Genomic DNA, 14,960 nt, shown 5'->3' with positions numbered 1-14,960 from the left:
AAAATTTGGTTAATACCCAGTGACGTAATCACCGTGCAAGGCATCGGACTGGACACTGGAAAACGTGACCACGATACGCTTACTAATTCCAGAATATCCAGGAAAACTCCAGGTATTCAGCAGCGTTAGCTACGCCAGCTCCCCTTTGACTAAGGGAACAAAGCGTACGGCCTCCACGGTGTCGATAATAAATTCGCCTCCCCGACGACGCACCCGTTTCAAAAACTGGTGCTCATCGCCCACGGGCAAGACGAGAATGCCGCCTTCATCCAACTGCATCATCAATGCCGTTGGGATCTCAGGCGGTGCTGCCGTCACAATGATAGCGTCAAACGGCGCTCGCGCCTGCCAGCCTTGCCATCCATCACCATGACGGGTCGAAACATTATGTAAATCAAGCTGTTTCAGGCGACGACGCGCCTGCCATTGCAAACCTTTAATGCGCTCAACAGAGCACACGTGCTGCACCAGATGAGCCAGGATCGCCGTCTGGTAGCCAGAGCCGGTACCAATTTCCAGCACCCGAGACTGCGGCGTTAGCTCCAGCAGCTCGGTCATGCGAGCCACCATATAGGGCTGTGAGATGGTCTGCCCCTGGCCAATCGGCAGGGCGATATTATCCCAGGCCTTATGTTCAAACGCCTCATCAACGAACTTTTCACGCGGCACGGCGGCGAGCGCATCCAGGACATGCTCATCTCTGATGCCCTGCGCACGTAATTGTTCAAGAAGAGTGTGTACGCGTCTGCTTACCATTGCGTGTCGGCTCCCACGCTGTCTAACCAGTCAGAAACCACCTCATGCGCGCCATATGCGGTTAAATCGACATGCAGCGGCGTGATGGAAACATAACCTTCATCAACGGCAGCAAAATCCGTATCCGGACCGGCATCGCATTTTTCGCCCGGTGGTCCGATCCAGTACAGCGTATTGCCGCGGGGGTCCTGCTGTGGAATCACCTGATCCGCCGGATGGCGGCTGCCGCAGCGGGTAACGCGAATACCTTTGATCTGATCCAGGGGTAAGTCCGGCACGTTGATATTCAGAATGCGACCGGTGCGCAGCGGTTCGCGGCTTAACGCGCGTAAAATCCGGCAGGTTACTGCGGCAGCAGTATCGTAGTGTTTATGCCCATCGAGTGAGACCGCCAGCGCAGGGAACCCCAGATGACGACCTTCCATCGCCGCCGCCACGGTACCAGAATAGATAACATCATCACCCAGATTAGGACCCGCGTTAATACCAGAAACGACAATGTCCGGACGCGGACGCATTAATGCGTTCACGCCCAGATAGACGCAGTCGGTGGGTGTCCCCATTTGTACAGCGATATCGCCATTATCATAGGTAAACGTGCGAAGTGAAGACTCCAGCGTCAGCGAGTTAGACGCGCCACTGCGGTTACGATCCGGGGCAACCACCTGTACGTCAGCAAACTCACGCAGCGCTTTCGCCAGCGTTTGTATACCGGGCGCGTGGACCCCATCATCGTTACTCAGCAATATACGCATAATCACCCATTGTGTTAATAAGTTCCCTTACAACACTGGTGGCGAAGCTACCTGCCGGTAGCCAGAAGCGCAACTCAACGGTTACGTCATCCCACCAGTTCCAGCTTAATTGTTGTGGATACAGCAACATAGCGCGGCGCGACGCGTCGACTTTCTCGCGCAATAACAGAGACTGCAGCGCGGTTTCGTCAGCAATAGCGGCTTCTTCAAACGCCAGCGCATCGCGTTGAGTTCCCCACTCACCGCTGCCCGGCAATGCCGCTGTTATCATCAATTCTTTCTCATCGACGCGACGCTGTAATTCAGTTTGTTCTTCCTGTGTGGCGACAAACCAGCTTCCGCGTCCCGACAATTGTAGCGCATCGCCGTCAACAACTTGATTAAAGTCTGTTTTTTTCAGGCGTTCACTGACTATCTGATTAAACAACGCGCTACGGGCCGCCGACAACCAAAAACTGCGTTTATTGCGATCGCGCACCGGCGCATCGCTTTGCGCCCAGCGCAGCGCCCCTTGCAGGTTGCTGCCGCCGATACCAAAACGCTGAGCGCCAAAATAGTTCGGAACGCCGCGCTCGTTAATTGCCTGCAAACGCGCTTCAACATCATTTCGCTCGCTCACTTCACGCAGCACCAGCGTAAACGCGTTGCCTTTCAGCGCCCCTAAACGCAGCTTACGCTTGTGGCGCGCGTACTCCAGCACTTTACAGCCTTCAAGCTCAAATTTGCTTAAATCAGGCATCGCATTGCCCGGCACACGCGCACACAGCCACTGTTCCGTGACCGCATGCTTGTCTTTCTGGCCAGCAAAGCTGACTTCCCGGGCATGAATTTTCAGGAATTTCGCCAGCGCGTCAGCCACAAAACGGGTGTTACAGCCGTTTTTCAGGATACGCACCAAAATGTGCTCGCCTTCGCCATCGGGTTCAAAGCCTAAATCTTCGACGACGACAAAGTCTTCCGGATTCGCTTTCAGAACGCCATGGCCTTGTGGTTTGCCATGGAGATACGTCAGATCTTCAAACGCAGTCATTTCGTTGCCTTAATGAGTAACGCCACCGCTTCACAAGCAATCCCTTCCCCACGCCCGGTAAAACCGAGTTTTTCCGTGGTGGTCGCTTTCACGTTAACATCATCCATATGGCAGCCGAGGTCTTCGGCAATAAACACACGCATTTGTGGAATGTGCGGCAGCATCTTCGGCGCCTGGGCAATAATTGTCACATCCACATTACCAAGCGTATAGCCTTTGGCCTGAATACGCCGCCAGGCTTCACGCAATAATTCACGACTATCTGCACCTTTAAAGGCCGGGTCGGTGTCCGGGAATAGTTTACCGATATCCCCCAGCGCAGCCGCGCCCAGCAGAGCATCGGTTAGCGCGTGTAACGCTACATCACCATCAGAATGCGCCAGCAAACCTTTTTCATACGGAATGCGCACACCACCAATGATAATTGGGCCAACGCCGCCAAAAGCGTGTACGTCGAAACCGTGTCCAATTCGCATTATGTCTTCTCCTGGTATACACAACATCCTGCAAGCTGCCTCGTTGCAGCGTGAAGGATGAGGTGTCTAGATAGTTCGGGTCAGATAAAATTCCGCCAGCGCCAGATCTTCCGGGCGGGTGACTTTAATGTTGTCAGCGCGTCCTTCGACCAGCAGCGGATGAAAGCCGCAATATTCCAGTGCCGAAGCCTCATCCGTAATGGTTGCGCCTTCGTTGAGCGCTCGCGTCAGGCAGTCGTGCAACAGCTCGCGTGGGAAAAACTGCGGCGTCAACGCGTGCCATAAATCGGTGCGTTCGACCGTATGAGCAATCTCGGTCTTACCAGGCTCGGCACGTTTCATTGTGTCGCGTACGGGAGCCGCCAGGATACCGCCGATACGGCTGGCTTCACTTATTGCCAGTAAGCGGGCTAAATCATCCTGATGCAGACATGGCCGCGCGGCATCATGCACCAGTACCCACTGAGCCTCCCCTGCGGCTTGCAAACCGGCAAGGACAGAATCAGCACGCTCGTTGCCGCCATCCACTACGGTAATTTGCGGGTGCACAGCAAGTGGAAGTTGGGCAAAGCGACTGTCGCCTGAGCTGATAGCGATGACTACTCGCGTCACCCGGGGATGAGCCAGCAGCGCATCCACCGAGTGTTCAAGAATGGTTTTATTGCCAATAGAGAGATACTGCTTAGGACACTCTGTTTGCATTCGGCGGCCAAACCCGGCAGCCGGCACCACGGCGCAAACGTCCAATAAAGTGGCTGCCATGTTAAATCCCTGGACGGTTTATCGATTGTTTTGCCCTGCAGTCTGAGCACGTTTAGACGCGTCAGGCACCAGACGATAAAAGGTTTCGCCCGGCTTAGTCATACTGAGTTCGTTGCGCGCACGCTCCTCAATAGCCTCTTGTCCGCCATTGAGATCGTCAATTTCAGCAAAGAGCTGATCGTTACGCGCTTTAAGTTTCGCGTTTGTAGCTTGCTGCGCAGCAACATCATCGTTGACGCGACTATAGTCATGTATGCCGTTCTTACCGAACCACAGCGAATACTGCAGCCAGACTAATAAAGCCAGCAACAGCAGCGTTAGTTTACCCATCCTGCCCCCTGAAAAACGGCATTAACATCCCATAACTTCCGCAGACAACTTTACATCAACGGTCGGGAATGCCGCGACAACGCGGGCAAATGTACCACATTTGCCCGTTGTTACGTATACCCCGTGTAAGGAGAACATAATCTCATTGTTGGTTACGGTTTGAATTAGAGCTGCCGTTATGCGGCACCACTCACCATGAAAAAAGGGAAGTGAACCTAGCCCAGCAGCCACAGGAACAATGCGCCAAACATCGACCCGACCACCAGCAGGGTAAACGTAACGCTTAGCAGCAGCCGTCCCTGCATAAGCGAATGCAGGGCAATACCCGCCACAATGGCGACGGGCAGCAACGCGAGGAAAAAGGGCCAGGTATAAATGAAAAAAAACAGTGTATTAGGGCCATACATCAGACACGGGAATCCCAGCGCCAACAACCACGCAATAAAACCGACCACGGCCCCCGGTAGTGACCAGGTGGTTTCGTCGTCGGCGGCGAAGGTATCTGACTCTGTAATAGTAATGTTATGGCTGTTACGCATATCTAATCCTGTGACCGTGACTGACCGGGCATGTGAGCTCGGGTGTCTCAGGATCTGATAATATCTTCCTGCCTCAGCAGGTCTAATAATTGGGGTACCAAATTTGTTACCAATTGTTCACCATCAAGATGAATTTCTGGCGATTCAGGCGCTTCGTATACCGAGTCAATGCCAGTAAAATTGCGCAACTCACCCGCCCGCGCTTTTTTATACAGCCCTTTTGGATCACGTGATTCACAGGTCGCCAGCGGCGTATCGACAAACACCTCTATAAAACGCCCTTCGCCAACCCGCTCACGAACCATTTTGCGCTCGGCGCGATGCGGTGAAATAAAGGCGGTCAACACCACAAGGCCCGCATCCACCATCAGGTTAGCCACCTCACCAACCCGACGAATATTCTCCTTACGATCGGCATCGCTAAATCCAAGATCGCTACACAGACCGTGGCGCACGTTATCGCCATCCAGCAGATAAGTGCTAACCCCCAGCTTGTGCAACGCTTCTTCCAGCGCTCCCGCCACCGTGGATTTACCCGAACCAGAGAGTCCGGTGAACCACAGCACAACACCACGATGCCCATGGTGTTGCTCCCGCTGTTGCGGCGTAACAGGATGGGCATGCCAGACGACGTTTTCGTCATGCAGCGCCATTATTTTCCTCCCAGCAGATCGCGCGCACCCCAGTGTGGGAAATGGCGACGCACCAGCGCATTAAGCTCCAGCTCAAACGCGCTGAACTGGGATGTCGTGGCCTGCTCCTGGACGATCGGCTCGCGTACCAGTCCAGCCCCGACGGTAACGTTAGTCAGACGGTCAATGATAATCAGGCCGCCCGTGACCGGATTATGCTGATAGGTATCCAGCACCAGCGGTTCATCAAAGGTCAGATTAACCAGGCCGATGCCGTTTAGCGGCAGCACTTCAACGTCACGTTGGGTAAGGTTATTAATATCGACCTGATACTCCACGCTATCAACACGCGCACGCGTCTTCTTGCCCGCCACTTTGATGTCATAGCTCTGCCCTGGCGACAACGGTTGTTCCGCTATCCACACCACATCAACGGCAGCGCTTTGTACCGCTGGCAACGCTTCACCGGCATCAAGTAACAGGTCGCCACGGCTGATATCGATCTCATCTTTCAGCACCAGGGTGATCGCTTCCCCTGCATGCGCTTCCTGCAAGTCGCCATCGAAGGTCACGATCCGCGCTACGCTGGACTCAACGCCGGACGGTAGCACTTTGACGCGCTGTCCCACCTTCACACTACCGGAGGCCAGCGTTCCGGCATAACCACGAAAATCAAGATTTGGGCGGTTCACATACTGCACCGGGAATCGCATCGGCTGAGTATCGACAACGCGCTGGATTTCAACAGTTTCAAGCACTTCCAGCAGCGTCGGGCCGCTGTACCACGGCATGCTGAAACTTTGCGACGCCACGTTGTCACCTTCCAGTGCTGAAAGCGGTACAAAACGGATATCCAGGTTGCCCGGCAACTGCTCTGCAAAGGTCAGATAATCTTCACGAATCCGGTTAAATGTCTCTTCGCTAAAATCCACCAGATCCATTTTGTTGATCGCAACGATCAGATGTTTTATTCCCAACAGCGTGGAGATAAAGCTGTGACGACGCGTCTGATCCAGCACACCTTTACGTGCATCGATCAGCAGGATCGCCAGATCGCAGGTCGACGCACCGGTTGCCATATTGCGGGTGTACTGCTCATGGCCGGGGGTATCCGCAATAATAAATTTACGCTTCTCGGTAGAGAAATAACGGTAAGCCACGTCGATGGTGATGCCCTGCTCACGCTCGGCCTGCAAGCCATCAACCAATAACGCCAAATCGAGCTTTTCGCCCTGGGTACCGTGACGTTTACTGTCATTGTGCAGCGATGAAAGCTGATCTTCGTAGATCTGTCGGGTATCATGCAACAAACGTCCAATCAGGGTACTTTTCCCGTCATCCACGCTACCGCAGGTTAAAAAGCGCAGCAGACTTTTGTGTTGCTGGGCAACCATCCAGGCTTCAACGCCGCCTTCATTAGCAATTTGTTGTGCAAGTGTCGTATTCATGGCGGCTCCTTAGAAATACCCCTGACGTTTCTTCAGCTCCATGGAGCCCGCCTGGTCGCGGTCAATCACGCGCCCCTGACGTTCACTGGTGGTTGAGACCAGCATCTCTTCGATAATTTCCGGCAGCGTCTGCGCGTCTGACTCCACCGCGCCAGTGAGCGGCCAGCAGCCGAGCGTGCGGAAACGCACCATGCGTTTTTTAATCACTTCACCGGGTTGCAGATCGATTCTGTCGTCATCAATCATCATCAACATGCCATCGCGCTCAAGCACCGGACGCTCTGCGGCAAGGTACAGCGGAACAATGTCGATGTTCTCCAGCCAGATGTACTGCCAAATATCCTGTTCCGTCCAGTTAGAAAGCGGGAATACGCGAATGCTTTCGCCTTTGTTAATCTGGCCGTTGTAGTTATGCCACAGCTCCGGACGCTGGTTTTTCGGGTCCCAGCGATGAAAACGATCGCGGAAGGAATAGATGCGCTCTTTCGCGCGCGATTTCTCTTCATCACGGCGTGCGCCACCGAATGCTGCGTCAAAACCGTATTTGTTCAGCGCCTGCTTCAACCCCTCGGTTTTCATAATGTCGGTATGCTTGGCGCTACCATGGACAAACGGGTTGATGCCCATCGCCACCCCTTCCGGGTTTTTATGCACCAGAAGTTCGCAGCCGTAGGCTTTTGCCGTACGGTCACGAAACTCATACATCTCGCTGAATTTCCAGCCGGTATCAACGTGTAGCAGAGGAAACGGCAGTGAACCAGGATAAAACGCTTTGCGCGCCAGATGCAGCATTACGCTGGAATCCTTGCCGATGGAATACATCATCACCGGATTCGAAAACTCGGCGGCCACCTCACGAATGATATGGATGCTCTCCGCTTCCAGTTGCCGCAGGTGGGTAAGTCGTTTTTGATCCATAACCGTTCCTATGTATTGCCGTTATTTTGCTAACGAAGTTCAGATAACCTGACTATAGGGAGGGCAAGAGAGCGAATGAAATTACGAATTGGAATGAGTAGTTCCTCAAAGGAATAACGATTTGGAAAAGCAAAGTTCAAAAAGTGCTTAAGCCGCCGGATTTCGGGCATTTAGGAGCAAATGAAATTGTTTTACCTCGATCACAGTTTCATACTAGCGGCTGAAAATTTCTGCTTGGTATTTAAGGACTCATTATGTTTTCCGCAACGCGCCACCTTATTGCTGCCATGGCGCTCGGCGCGTGTTTTATCCTTCCTGCACAGGCAACATCCTCCAGACCTGGAGATATCGCAAATACTCAGGCCCGATATATCGCAACATTCTTCCCTGGCCGCGTGACGGGCTCTCCGGCAGAAATGCTATCTGCTGATTATTTACGTCAGCAATTTCAGCAGATGGGCTATCGCAGTGATATTCGAACGTTTAATAGCCGTTATGTTTATACCGCCAAAGACAACCGTAAGAACTGGCATAACGTTACGGGCAGCACCGTCATTGCAGCGCATGAAGGCAAAGCGCCGCAGCAGATTATTATCATGGCACACCTCGACACTTACGCCGCGCTGAGCGATGCCGATTCCGATGCTAATCTGGGCGGGTTAACCTTACAGGGCATCGACGATAACGCCGCAGGTTTGGGTGTCATGCTGGAATTGGCTGAAAAACTTAAAAATGTGCCGACACAGTACGGCATTCGGTTTATCGCCACCAGCGGCGAGGAAGAAGGCAAACTCGGCGCAGAAAATATCCTCAAGCGCATGAGTGCGGCTGAGAAGAAAAATACGCTGCTGGTTATCAACCTCGATAACCTGATCGTCGGGGATAAGCTCTACTTCAATAGTGGGAAAAGAACCCCGGAAGCCGTACGAAAACTGACGCGCGACCGGGCGCTGGCAATTGCACACAGCCGCGGTATCGTCGCCAGTACCAACCCGGGCCTGAACAAAGACTATCCGAAAGGAACCGGATGTTGTAACGATGCCGAGGTCTTCGACAAAGCGGGAATCGCCGTGCTCTCGGTAGAAGCAACCAACTGGAACCTGGGTAAAAAAGACGGCTATCAGCAACGCGCTAAAACCGCCTCTTTCCCCGCAGGTAACAGCTGGCACGACGTGCGTCTGGACAACCAGCAGCATATTGATAAAGCGCTTCCAGGCCGGATTGAACATCGCAGCCGCGACGTCGTACGCATCATGCTGCCGCTGGTAAAAGAACTGGCGAAAGCAGGTAAATCCTGAAGAAGAAGCCCGGTAAAATGTAAACGTTACCGGGCTTTTAGCCGTTACCCTTCGTGCAGCCCGCACTCTCTTTTCAGCCCAAAGAACCGCGTCTCTTCTTCCGCCATCCCCGGCTCCCATTTGCGGGTGGTATGGGTATCGCCGACTGACAGATAGCCTTGATCCCACAGTGGATGATACTTCAGACCGTGTTTTTGCAGATACTGGTATACCGTACGGTTGTCCCAGTCGATAATCGGCAGCACTTTAAATACGCCACGCTGAATAGCCAATACCGGTAAATGTGCACGGCTACCGGACTGTTCGCGGCGCAGACCGGCAAACCAGGTTTGCGCGTTGAGTTCTTTCAGCGCCCGGTTCATCGGCTCAACCTTGTTGATGTCATTGTATTTCTCAATGCCCTCAACGCCCTGCTCCCACAGCTTGCCGTAGCGTGCTTCCTGCCAGGCAGCGCTCTCTTTCGCGCGATAAACCTGGAGATTCAGCTTGAGTTTGTCAGTTAACTCGTCAATAAACTGGTAGGTTTCCGGGAACAGATAACCGGTATCGGTCAGGATCACCGGGATATCCGGGCGAACCTGGTTCACCAGATGCAGGCTGACCGCCGCCTGAATACCGAAGCTTGATGACAGAACATATTCGCCGGGCAGGTTTTCCAGCGCCCACGCCACACGATCCTCGGCACTCAGTTTTTCCAGTTCGGCGTTGGTTTCTGCCAGTGCTAATACGCGTTCGACTTTCGGCAGTTCATTCAGCATGTTTAGATCGAGTTGGGACATAAGTTCCTCACTGTGTGCCTTGCCTGATGGCGCTTCATGTTATTCCCAGAAATCACGCGCTGGATCGAGCACCGGGCGAATGATGCCCGCACGCACCGTAAAGTCGCCGAAGCCTTCACCCGCTTCGCGCTCTTTCGCCCAGCGCCCAACCAGTTCGTCTACGGAAGCGAGAATTTCGGTTTCCGTAATGTTTTCGCGATACATACGCGGAATGCGCGTACCCATGCGGTTACCGCCCAGATGCACGTTGTAGCGGCCCGGCGCTTTACCCACCAGCCCCAGTTCAGCCAGCATCGCTCGGCCACAGCCGTTCGGACAGCCGGTGACGCGCATCACGATGTGTTCTTCAGGAATGCCGTGTTTTTCCAGAATGGATTCCACTTTGTCAGTAAACGACGGCAGGAAACGCTCGGCTTCCGCCATCGCCAGCGGACAGGTCGGGAACGACACGCAGGCCATCGAGTTTTCACGCTGCGGCTTCACCGCATTCATCAGACCATGATCGCGCGCCAGCTTCTCTACCTTCGCCTTCTGGCTTTCCGGTACGCCAGCGATGATCAGGTTCTGGTTAGCGGTGATGCGGAAATCGCCTTTGTGGATCTTCGCGATCTCCAGCAGGCCGGTTTTCAGCGGACGGCCCGGGTAATCCAGAATACGGCCATTTTCAATAAACAGCGTCAGATGCCAGTTATTGTCGATCCCTTTCACCCAACCAATCCTGTCGCCACGACCGGTGAACTCGTATGGGCGGATCGGCTCAAATTTGATCCCCGCACGACGCTCCACTTCCTCTTTGAACGTGTCGATACCAACGCGTTCAAGGGTGTATTTGGTTTTAGCGTTTTTACGGTCGGTACGGTTGCCCCAGTCACGCTGCGTCGTCACCACCGCTTCCGCAACCGCCAGCGTGTGTTCAAGCGGCAGATAGCCGAATTCACTTGCCGTACGGGCGTAGGTTTTCTTATTGCCATGCTCAATCGACAAACCACCGCCGACCAGCAGGTTAAAGCCTACCAGCTTGCCGTTTTCGGCAATCGCCACGAAATTCATATCGTTGGCGTGCAGATCGATATCGTTCTGCGGCGGGATGACGACTGTGGTTTTAAACTTACGCGGCAGATAGGTCGCCCCGAGGATCGGCTCTTCGTCCGTCGTCGCAACTTTTTCCTGATCCAGCCAGATCTCCGCATAAGCGCGGGTGCGCGGCAGCAGATGTTCAGAAATTTTCTTCGCCCACTCGTAGGCTTCGGCGTGCAGCTCTGACTCATACGGGTTAGAGGTACACAGCACGTTACGGTTCATGTCATTGGCGGTCGCCAGCGCATCAAGCCCGACGGAGTGCAGCATCTGGTGCACCGGCTTCACGTTCTTCTTCAGAATGCCATGGAACTGAAAGGTCTGACGGTTAGTCAGACGAATACTGCCGTAAATGGTGTTATCAGTGGCAAATTTGTCGATGGCCTTCCACTGGGTTGGGGTGATCACCCCGCCCGGCAGACGGCAGCGCAGCAGCATCGCGTGGCGCGGCTCCAGCTTCTGCTCAGCGCGTTCGGCGCGAATATCGCGGTCGTCCTGCTGGTACATGCCGTGGAAACGGATCAGCAGGAAGTTATCGCCGTGGAAGCCGCCGGTCAGACCGTCGTTCAGGTCTTCCGCGATGGTGCCGCGCAGGAAATTACTTTCACGCTTCATGCGCTCGGCGTCAGTCAGTTTGCCTTCGACCACTAAAGGCCCTGGGTATTTTTCGCTCATTAGTAGACATCTCGCTGATAACGGCGCTCAACGCGCAGCTCACTTAAAAATTCATCCGCCGCTTCGATGTCCATTGCACCGAATTCAGCAATCACTTCCAGCAATGCCTGCTCAACGTCTTTCGCCATGCGATTAGCGTCGCCGCAGACATAAATGTGGGCACCGTCATTGATCCAGCGCCACAGTTCCGCGCCCTGTTCGCGCAGTTTGTCTTGTACGTAGATTTTTTCTTTTTGGTCACGCGACCAGGCGAGATCGATCCGGCTCAACACGCCCTCTTTGACGTAGCGCTGCCACTCCACCTGGTAGAGGAAATCCTCGGTGAAATGCGGGTTGCCGAAGAACAACCAGTTTTTACCTTCTGCGCCATCGGCCGCACGCTGCTGCATAAAGGCACGGAACGGTGCGATACCGGTACCCGGGCCAATCATGATCACCGGCGTCTGCGGGTTCGCAGGCAGGCGGAAGTTGTCGTTATGTTCGATGAAGACGCGAACTTCGCCCTCTTCTTCCACACGATCGGCGAGGAAGCTGGAGGCACCACCGGCGCGGGCGCGGCCTTCAATGTCGTAACGCACGACGCCAACAGTCACGTGCACTTCACTTTCGACTTCCGCCTGGGAGGAAGCAATGGAGTACAAACGCGGGGTCAGCGGGCGCAGAAGATCAACTAACGCCTGAGCGTCCAGTTGTGCCGGGGAGAAACGCACCATATCGACGATTGGCGTGGTGGCGGCGTAATGCTGCAACTGCGCTTTATCGCCCACCAGCGGCAGCAGCGATTCACTGCGCGTCAGCGTGGCGTAGTTTTCCACGATATTGGCGGTGTTGACCGTCAGCTCAAAGTGCCACTGTAAGGCTTCTGCCAGCGGCAGCGTTTTGCCATTAACCGTGACCGGTTCATCACCCTTCAGCCACAGCAGCTCTGCCAGCTCTTTGACCAACGCGGGATCGTTCTGATACCACACGCCCAGCGCGTCGCCCGGCTGGTAGCGCAGGCCGGAATCGCCGAGATCGATTTCGATATGGCGCACATCTTTTAGTGAGTCGCGACCGGTGATTTTCTGATTCACCGCAAGTGACGCCGCCAGCGGCGCTTCTTTGGTATACGGGCTGGTGTGTACTTCGTTTACCGCACCACTCGCAGCAACTTGCACAGACGGTGCAGCCGGCGCACGGGCTTTCAGAACCTCAACCAGACGCTCACGCCACTGCGCGGCAGCGGCCTGGTATTCGACATCAGCATCCACCCGATCCAGCAGCCGCTCGCCACCCAGTTCAGCCAGCCTGCTGTCGAAATCTTTCCCCGCCTTGCAGAAGAACTCATAGGAGGTATCGCCCAAACCAAACACGGCAAAAGCGGTGTTCTCAAGCTTCGGCGCTTTTTTCGAAAACAGGAATTTATGCAGCGCCACGGCTTCTTCCGCCGGCTCACCTTCCCCTTGCGTCGACGCCACCACGATCAGTAATTTTTCATTGGCGATTTGTTTGAATTTATAGTCGCCAGCGTTGATCAGAGTAACGTTGAGCTTCGCAGCGATCAAATCATCGCGCAGGGCTTCCGCCACACGACGCGCATTACCGGTTTGCGAGGCGGAGATAAGCGTAATACTGGGCATTTCAGCAGCAGGCGCAGGGGCCGCCGCATTGCTGCCAGGCTGCTGATTCAGCACGCCCCAGAAATAGCCAGAAACCCACGCGAGCTGTGCGGGAGTGAAGTCAGTCGTGGCTGCCTGAAGGCGTGCCAGTTGCTCCGGATTTAGCGGTAGCAAAGCGGAAGGTGGGGCCTGTGTCGTCATGCGTTGTCATGTTCCAGTAAGCAAAGCGGATTTCAGCAATAAAACCCAAACTGAAGATAAGGTTAACGGCGGGGATAGTAACAATTAAAGAAGGGATAGAAATAACAAATAACCAAATGGACTAACCTGTTTTAGTTATAGTCATTAACGACAAAAACGATTTAATAACTATATGATATATAAATAGTTATCAAACATTAACAGCGTAAATATAACGTTCTGATGCTTAGCGCCCTTTTAACTAATGATAAAAATTGTACTTTACGGTACCCTACGGCGGTTTTTCGCATTCTTGAGAGTAAAAAATGTCCACCACCTTGTTTAAAGATTTCACCTTCGAAGCCGCTCACCGCCTGCCGCATGTACCAGAAGGGCATAAATGTGGCCGCCTGCATGGTCACTCATTTATGGTGCGTCTTGAAATTACCGGTGAAGTCGATCCGCATACCGGTTGGATCATGGATTTTTCTGAGTTAAAAGCGGCGTTTAAGCCGACCTACGACAGACTCGATCACTACTATCTGAACGATATTCAGGGCCTCGAAAACCCAACCAGTGAAGTGCTGGCAAAATGGATTTGGGAGCAGGTTAAACCGGTGGTTCCACTGCTGAGCGCAGTAATGGTAAAAGAAACCTGCACAGCAGGCTGCGTGTATCGCGGCGAGTGATCCCGACCTTGCCGGATGGCGACGCACCGCGACTGATCCCGGCCTACCTTATTAGCAAGCGTAGGCCGGACAAGCGAAGCGCCCCGGCAAAACTTATCAGGCAATATTCAGATATTTGTGGGTTTGCATCGACAAACGCCAGTTACGCGCAATACAGGTATCAATACACAAACGCGTCGCATCTTCTTTCTGACTGATTGGCTGTAAGGCGATGATTCGTGGTTTTTCGTCGCTCAACGTGGCCAACAGTTCATCCAGTGCTTCAATATCGCGAACGCGACCAACCGGATGTTTGATTTCATTCGCGCGCTCCAGCGCCTGCGACAGCACATCATAACCGCCGCGCATATTTACCTTCGGCGATACGGTCACCCAGGTATTCGGCGTACAGCGCACTTCATGGGTGCCGCTGGTTTCAATCTGGCAGCTAAAGCCGTTCTTTTCCAGCAGGTCAGTCAGCGGCATCAGGTCATGAATGCAGGGCTCACCACCGGTTATCACCACATGACGAGCGGTATAGCCCTGACGCTGAATAACAGCCAGCAGATCTTCACTGCTCGCCGCACCCCATTTATCACTCTCTTTCGTCTTAGCCAGGATGCTGTACAGGGAGACTTCCCGATCCTCAAGCTTATCCCAGGTGTGTTTGGTATCGCACCAGGCACAGCCAACCGGGCATCCCTGTAAACGAATAAAAATGGCGGGGACGCCGGTAAAGTAACCCTCACCTTGCAGGGTCTGGAACATCTCGTTAATCGGGTACTGCATAGTCATCTCTGTTTAGGGTTATGGACGCGTATTATTGCAGATTTGCACTCTCAGGTCTTGCCCCCGGCTGCGCTGCCCCCTGAGTTAAAAATCATGAAACATGATCTCGTGTTTGCTCCTGCAATGATCGAATAGCTGTGATTTAATTTCATAGCTGTTCAGGCAGCGTTTTGATGTAACAAAATATTATTGATAATAACCTTATAAAAATAGTATAAATATTTTAAAAGTAAAATATTTCAAGCATGTA

The 14,960-nt window shown here is 53.6% G+C and carries 16 protein-coding genes; 2 read left to right on the top strand and 14 right to left on the bottom strand.

Annotated features, from left to right (window positions below; genetic code table 11):
* Positions 1-129: 129 nt before the first annotated feature.
* The 10 genes from OGY19_RS19235 to cysD all read right to left on the bottom strand — a co-directional run bounded on the left by OGY19_RS19235 (position 130) and on the right by cysD (position 7,646).
* Positions 130-756 carry a protein-L-isoaspartate O-methyltransferase gene (locus OGY19_RS19235; RefSeq protein WP_048213056.1) on the bottom strand — a complete coding sequence of 209 codons (627 nt, stop codon included), beginning with the start codon at positions 754-756 and terminating at the stop codon, positions 130-132.
* Entirely contained in the window at positions 750-1,511 is a 762-nt protein-coding gene (surE, locus tag OGY19_RS19230; RefSeq protein WP_003825728.1) for a 5'/3'-nucleotidase SurE, read from the bottom strand. The genes OGY19_RS19235 and surE overlap by 7 nt, the downstream gene beginning before the upstream one ends.
* Positions 1,492-2,541, bottom strand: coding sequence for a tRNA pseudouridine(13) synthase TruD (gene truD / locus OGY19_RS19225; protein ID WP_115601566.1), 1,050 nt, complete (start codon positions 2,539-2,541; stop codon positions 1,492-1,494). Before truD ends, surE begins: the two co-directional genes overlap by 20 nt.
* Positions 2,538-3,017: a 2-C-methyl-D-erythritol 2,4-cyclodiphosphate synthase gene (gene ispF, locus OGY19_RS19220; RefSeq protein ID WP_003034167.1), complete on the bottom strand. Its 480-nt coding sequence runs from the start codon at positions 3,015-3,017 to the stop codon at positions 2,538-2,540. The genes truD and ispF overlap by 4 nt, the downstream gene beginning before the upstream one ends.
* Positions 3,018-3,083: 66 nt before the next feature.
* Entirely contained in the window at positions 3,084-3,779 is a 696-nt protein-coding gene (ispD, locus tag OGY19_RS19215; protein WP_115601565.1) for a 2-C-methyl-D-erythritol 4-phosphate cytidylyltransferase, read from the bottom strand.
* Positions 3,780-3,797: 18 nt separating this feature from the next.
* On the bottom strand, positions 3,798-4,109 hold the full coding sequence (gene ftsB, locus OGY19_RS19210; protein WP_003034163.1) for a cell division protein FtsB: 312 nt from the start codon (positions 4,107-4,109) through the stop codon (positions 3,798-3,800).
* Positions 4,110-4,324: 215 nt separating this feature from the next.
* Positions 4,325-4,648 carry a DUF3561 family protein gene (locus tag OGY19_RS19205; RefSeq protein ID WP_048213060.1) on the bottom strand — a complete coding sequence of 108 codons (324 nt, stop codon included), beginning with the start codon at positions 4,646-4,648 and terminating at the stop codon, positions 4,325-4,327.
* A gap of 47 nt (positions 4,649-4,695) precedes the next feature.
* On the bottom strand, positions 4,696-5,301 hold the full coding sequence (gene cysC, locus OGY19_RS19200; RefSeq protein WP_048213061.1) for an adenylyl-sulfate kinase: 606 nt from the start codon (positions 5,299-5,301) through the stop codon (positions 4,696-4,698).
* Positions 5,301-6,728, bottom strand: coding sequence for a sulfate adenylyltransferase subunit CysN (gene cysN / locus OGY19_RS19195; protein WP_286597025.1), 1,428 nt, complete (start codon positions 6,726-6,728; stop codon positions 5,301-5,303). Before cysN ends, cysC begins: the two co-directional genes overlap by 1 nt.
* 9 nt (positions 6,729-6,737) lie before the next feature.
* Positions 6,738-7,646 carry a sulfate adenylyltransferase subunit CysD gene (gene cysD, locus OGY19_RS19190; protein WP_005130891.1) on the bottom strand — a complete coding sequence of 303 codons (909 nt, stop codon included), beginning with the start codon at positions 7,644-7,646 and terminating at the stop codon, positions 6,738-6,740.
* 254 nt (positions 7,647-7,900) lie between these two features.
* Here cysD and OGY19_RS19185 point away from each other — a divergent pair, with 254 nt between their 5' ends.
* Positions 7,901-8,944: an aminopeptidase gene (locus OGY19_RS19185; RefSeq protein ID WP_061068477.1), complete on the top strand. Its 1,044-nt coding sequence runs from the start codon at positions 7,901-7,903 to the stop codon at positions 8,942-8,944.
* A 44-nt stretch (positions 8,945-8,988) separates the two neighbouring features.
* Here OGY19_RS19185 and cysH read toward each other — a convergent pair whose 3' ends face one another.
* Genes cysH through cysJ form a run of 3 tightly spaced genes read right to left on the bottom strand, consistent with a single transcriptional unit; the run spans position 8,989 to position 13,274 of the window.
* A complete protein-coding gene (gene cysH, locus OGY19_RS19180) occupies positions 8,989-9,723 on the bottom strand; it encodes a phosphoadenosine phosphosulfate reductase (protein WP_115601563.1) in 735 nt (244 codons plus the stop codon).
* A 39-nt stretch (positions 9,724-9,762) separates the two neighbouring features.
* Complete coding sequence (gene cysI / locus OGY19_RS19175) at positions 9,763-11,475, bottom strand: assimilatory sulfite reductase (NADPH) hemoprotein subunit (protein ID WP_115601562.1); 1,713 nt, start codon at positions 11,473-11,475, stop codon at positions 9,763-9,765.
* Positions 11,475-13,274 carry an NADPH-dependent assimilatory sulfite reductase flavoprotein subunit gene (gene cysJ / locus OGY19_RS19170; RefSeq protein ID WP_115601561.1) on the bottom strand — a complete coding sequence of 600 codons (1,800 nt, stop codon included), beginning with the start codon at positions 13,272-13,274 and terminating at the stop codon, positions 11,475-11,477. Before cysJ ends, cysI begins: the two co-directional genes overlap by 1 nt.
* A gap of 305 nt (positions 13,275-13,579) precedes the next feature.
* On the opposite strand from cysJ, the gene queD reads away from it, so the two are divergent.
* Entirely contained in the window at positions 13,580-13,942 is a 363-nt protein-coding gene (queD, locus tag OGY19_RS19165; RefSeq protein WP_115601560.1) for a 6-carboxytetrahydropterin synthase QueD, read from the top strand.
* Between the two features lie 96 nt (positions 13,943-14,038).
* On the opposite strand, the gene queE is transcribed toward queD, so the two are convergent.
* Complete coding sequence (gene queE / locus OGY19_RS19160; RefSeq protein ID WP_048213069.1) at positions 14,039-14,710, bottom strand: 7-carboxy-7-deazaguanine synthase QueE; 672 nt, start codon at positions 14,708-14,710, stop codon at positions 14,039-14,041.
* Between the last annotated feature and the right edge of the window lie 250 nt (positions 14,711-14,960).

Source organism: Citrobacter sp. Cy070 (assembly GCF_030332245.1).
GTDB lineage: Bacteria > Pseudomonadota > Gammaproteobacteria > Enterobacterales > Enterobacteriaceae > Citrobacter > Citrobacter youngae.
This window is presented reverse-complemented; position numbering and strand designations above follow the sequence as displayed.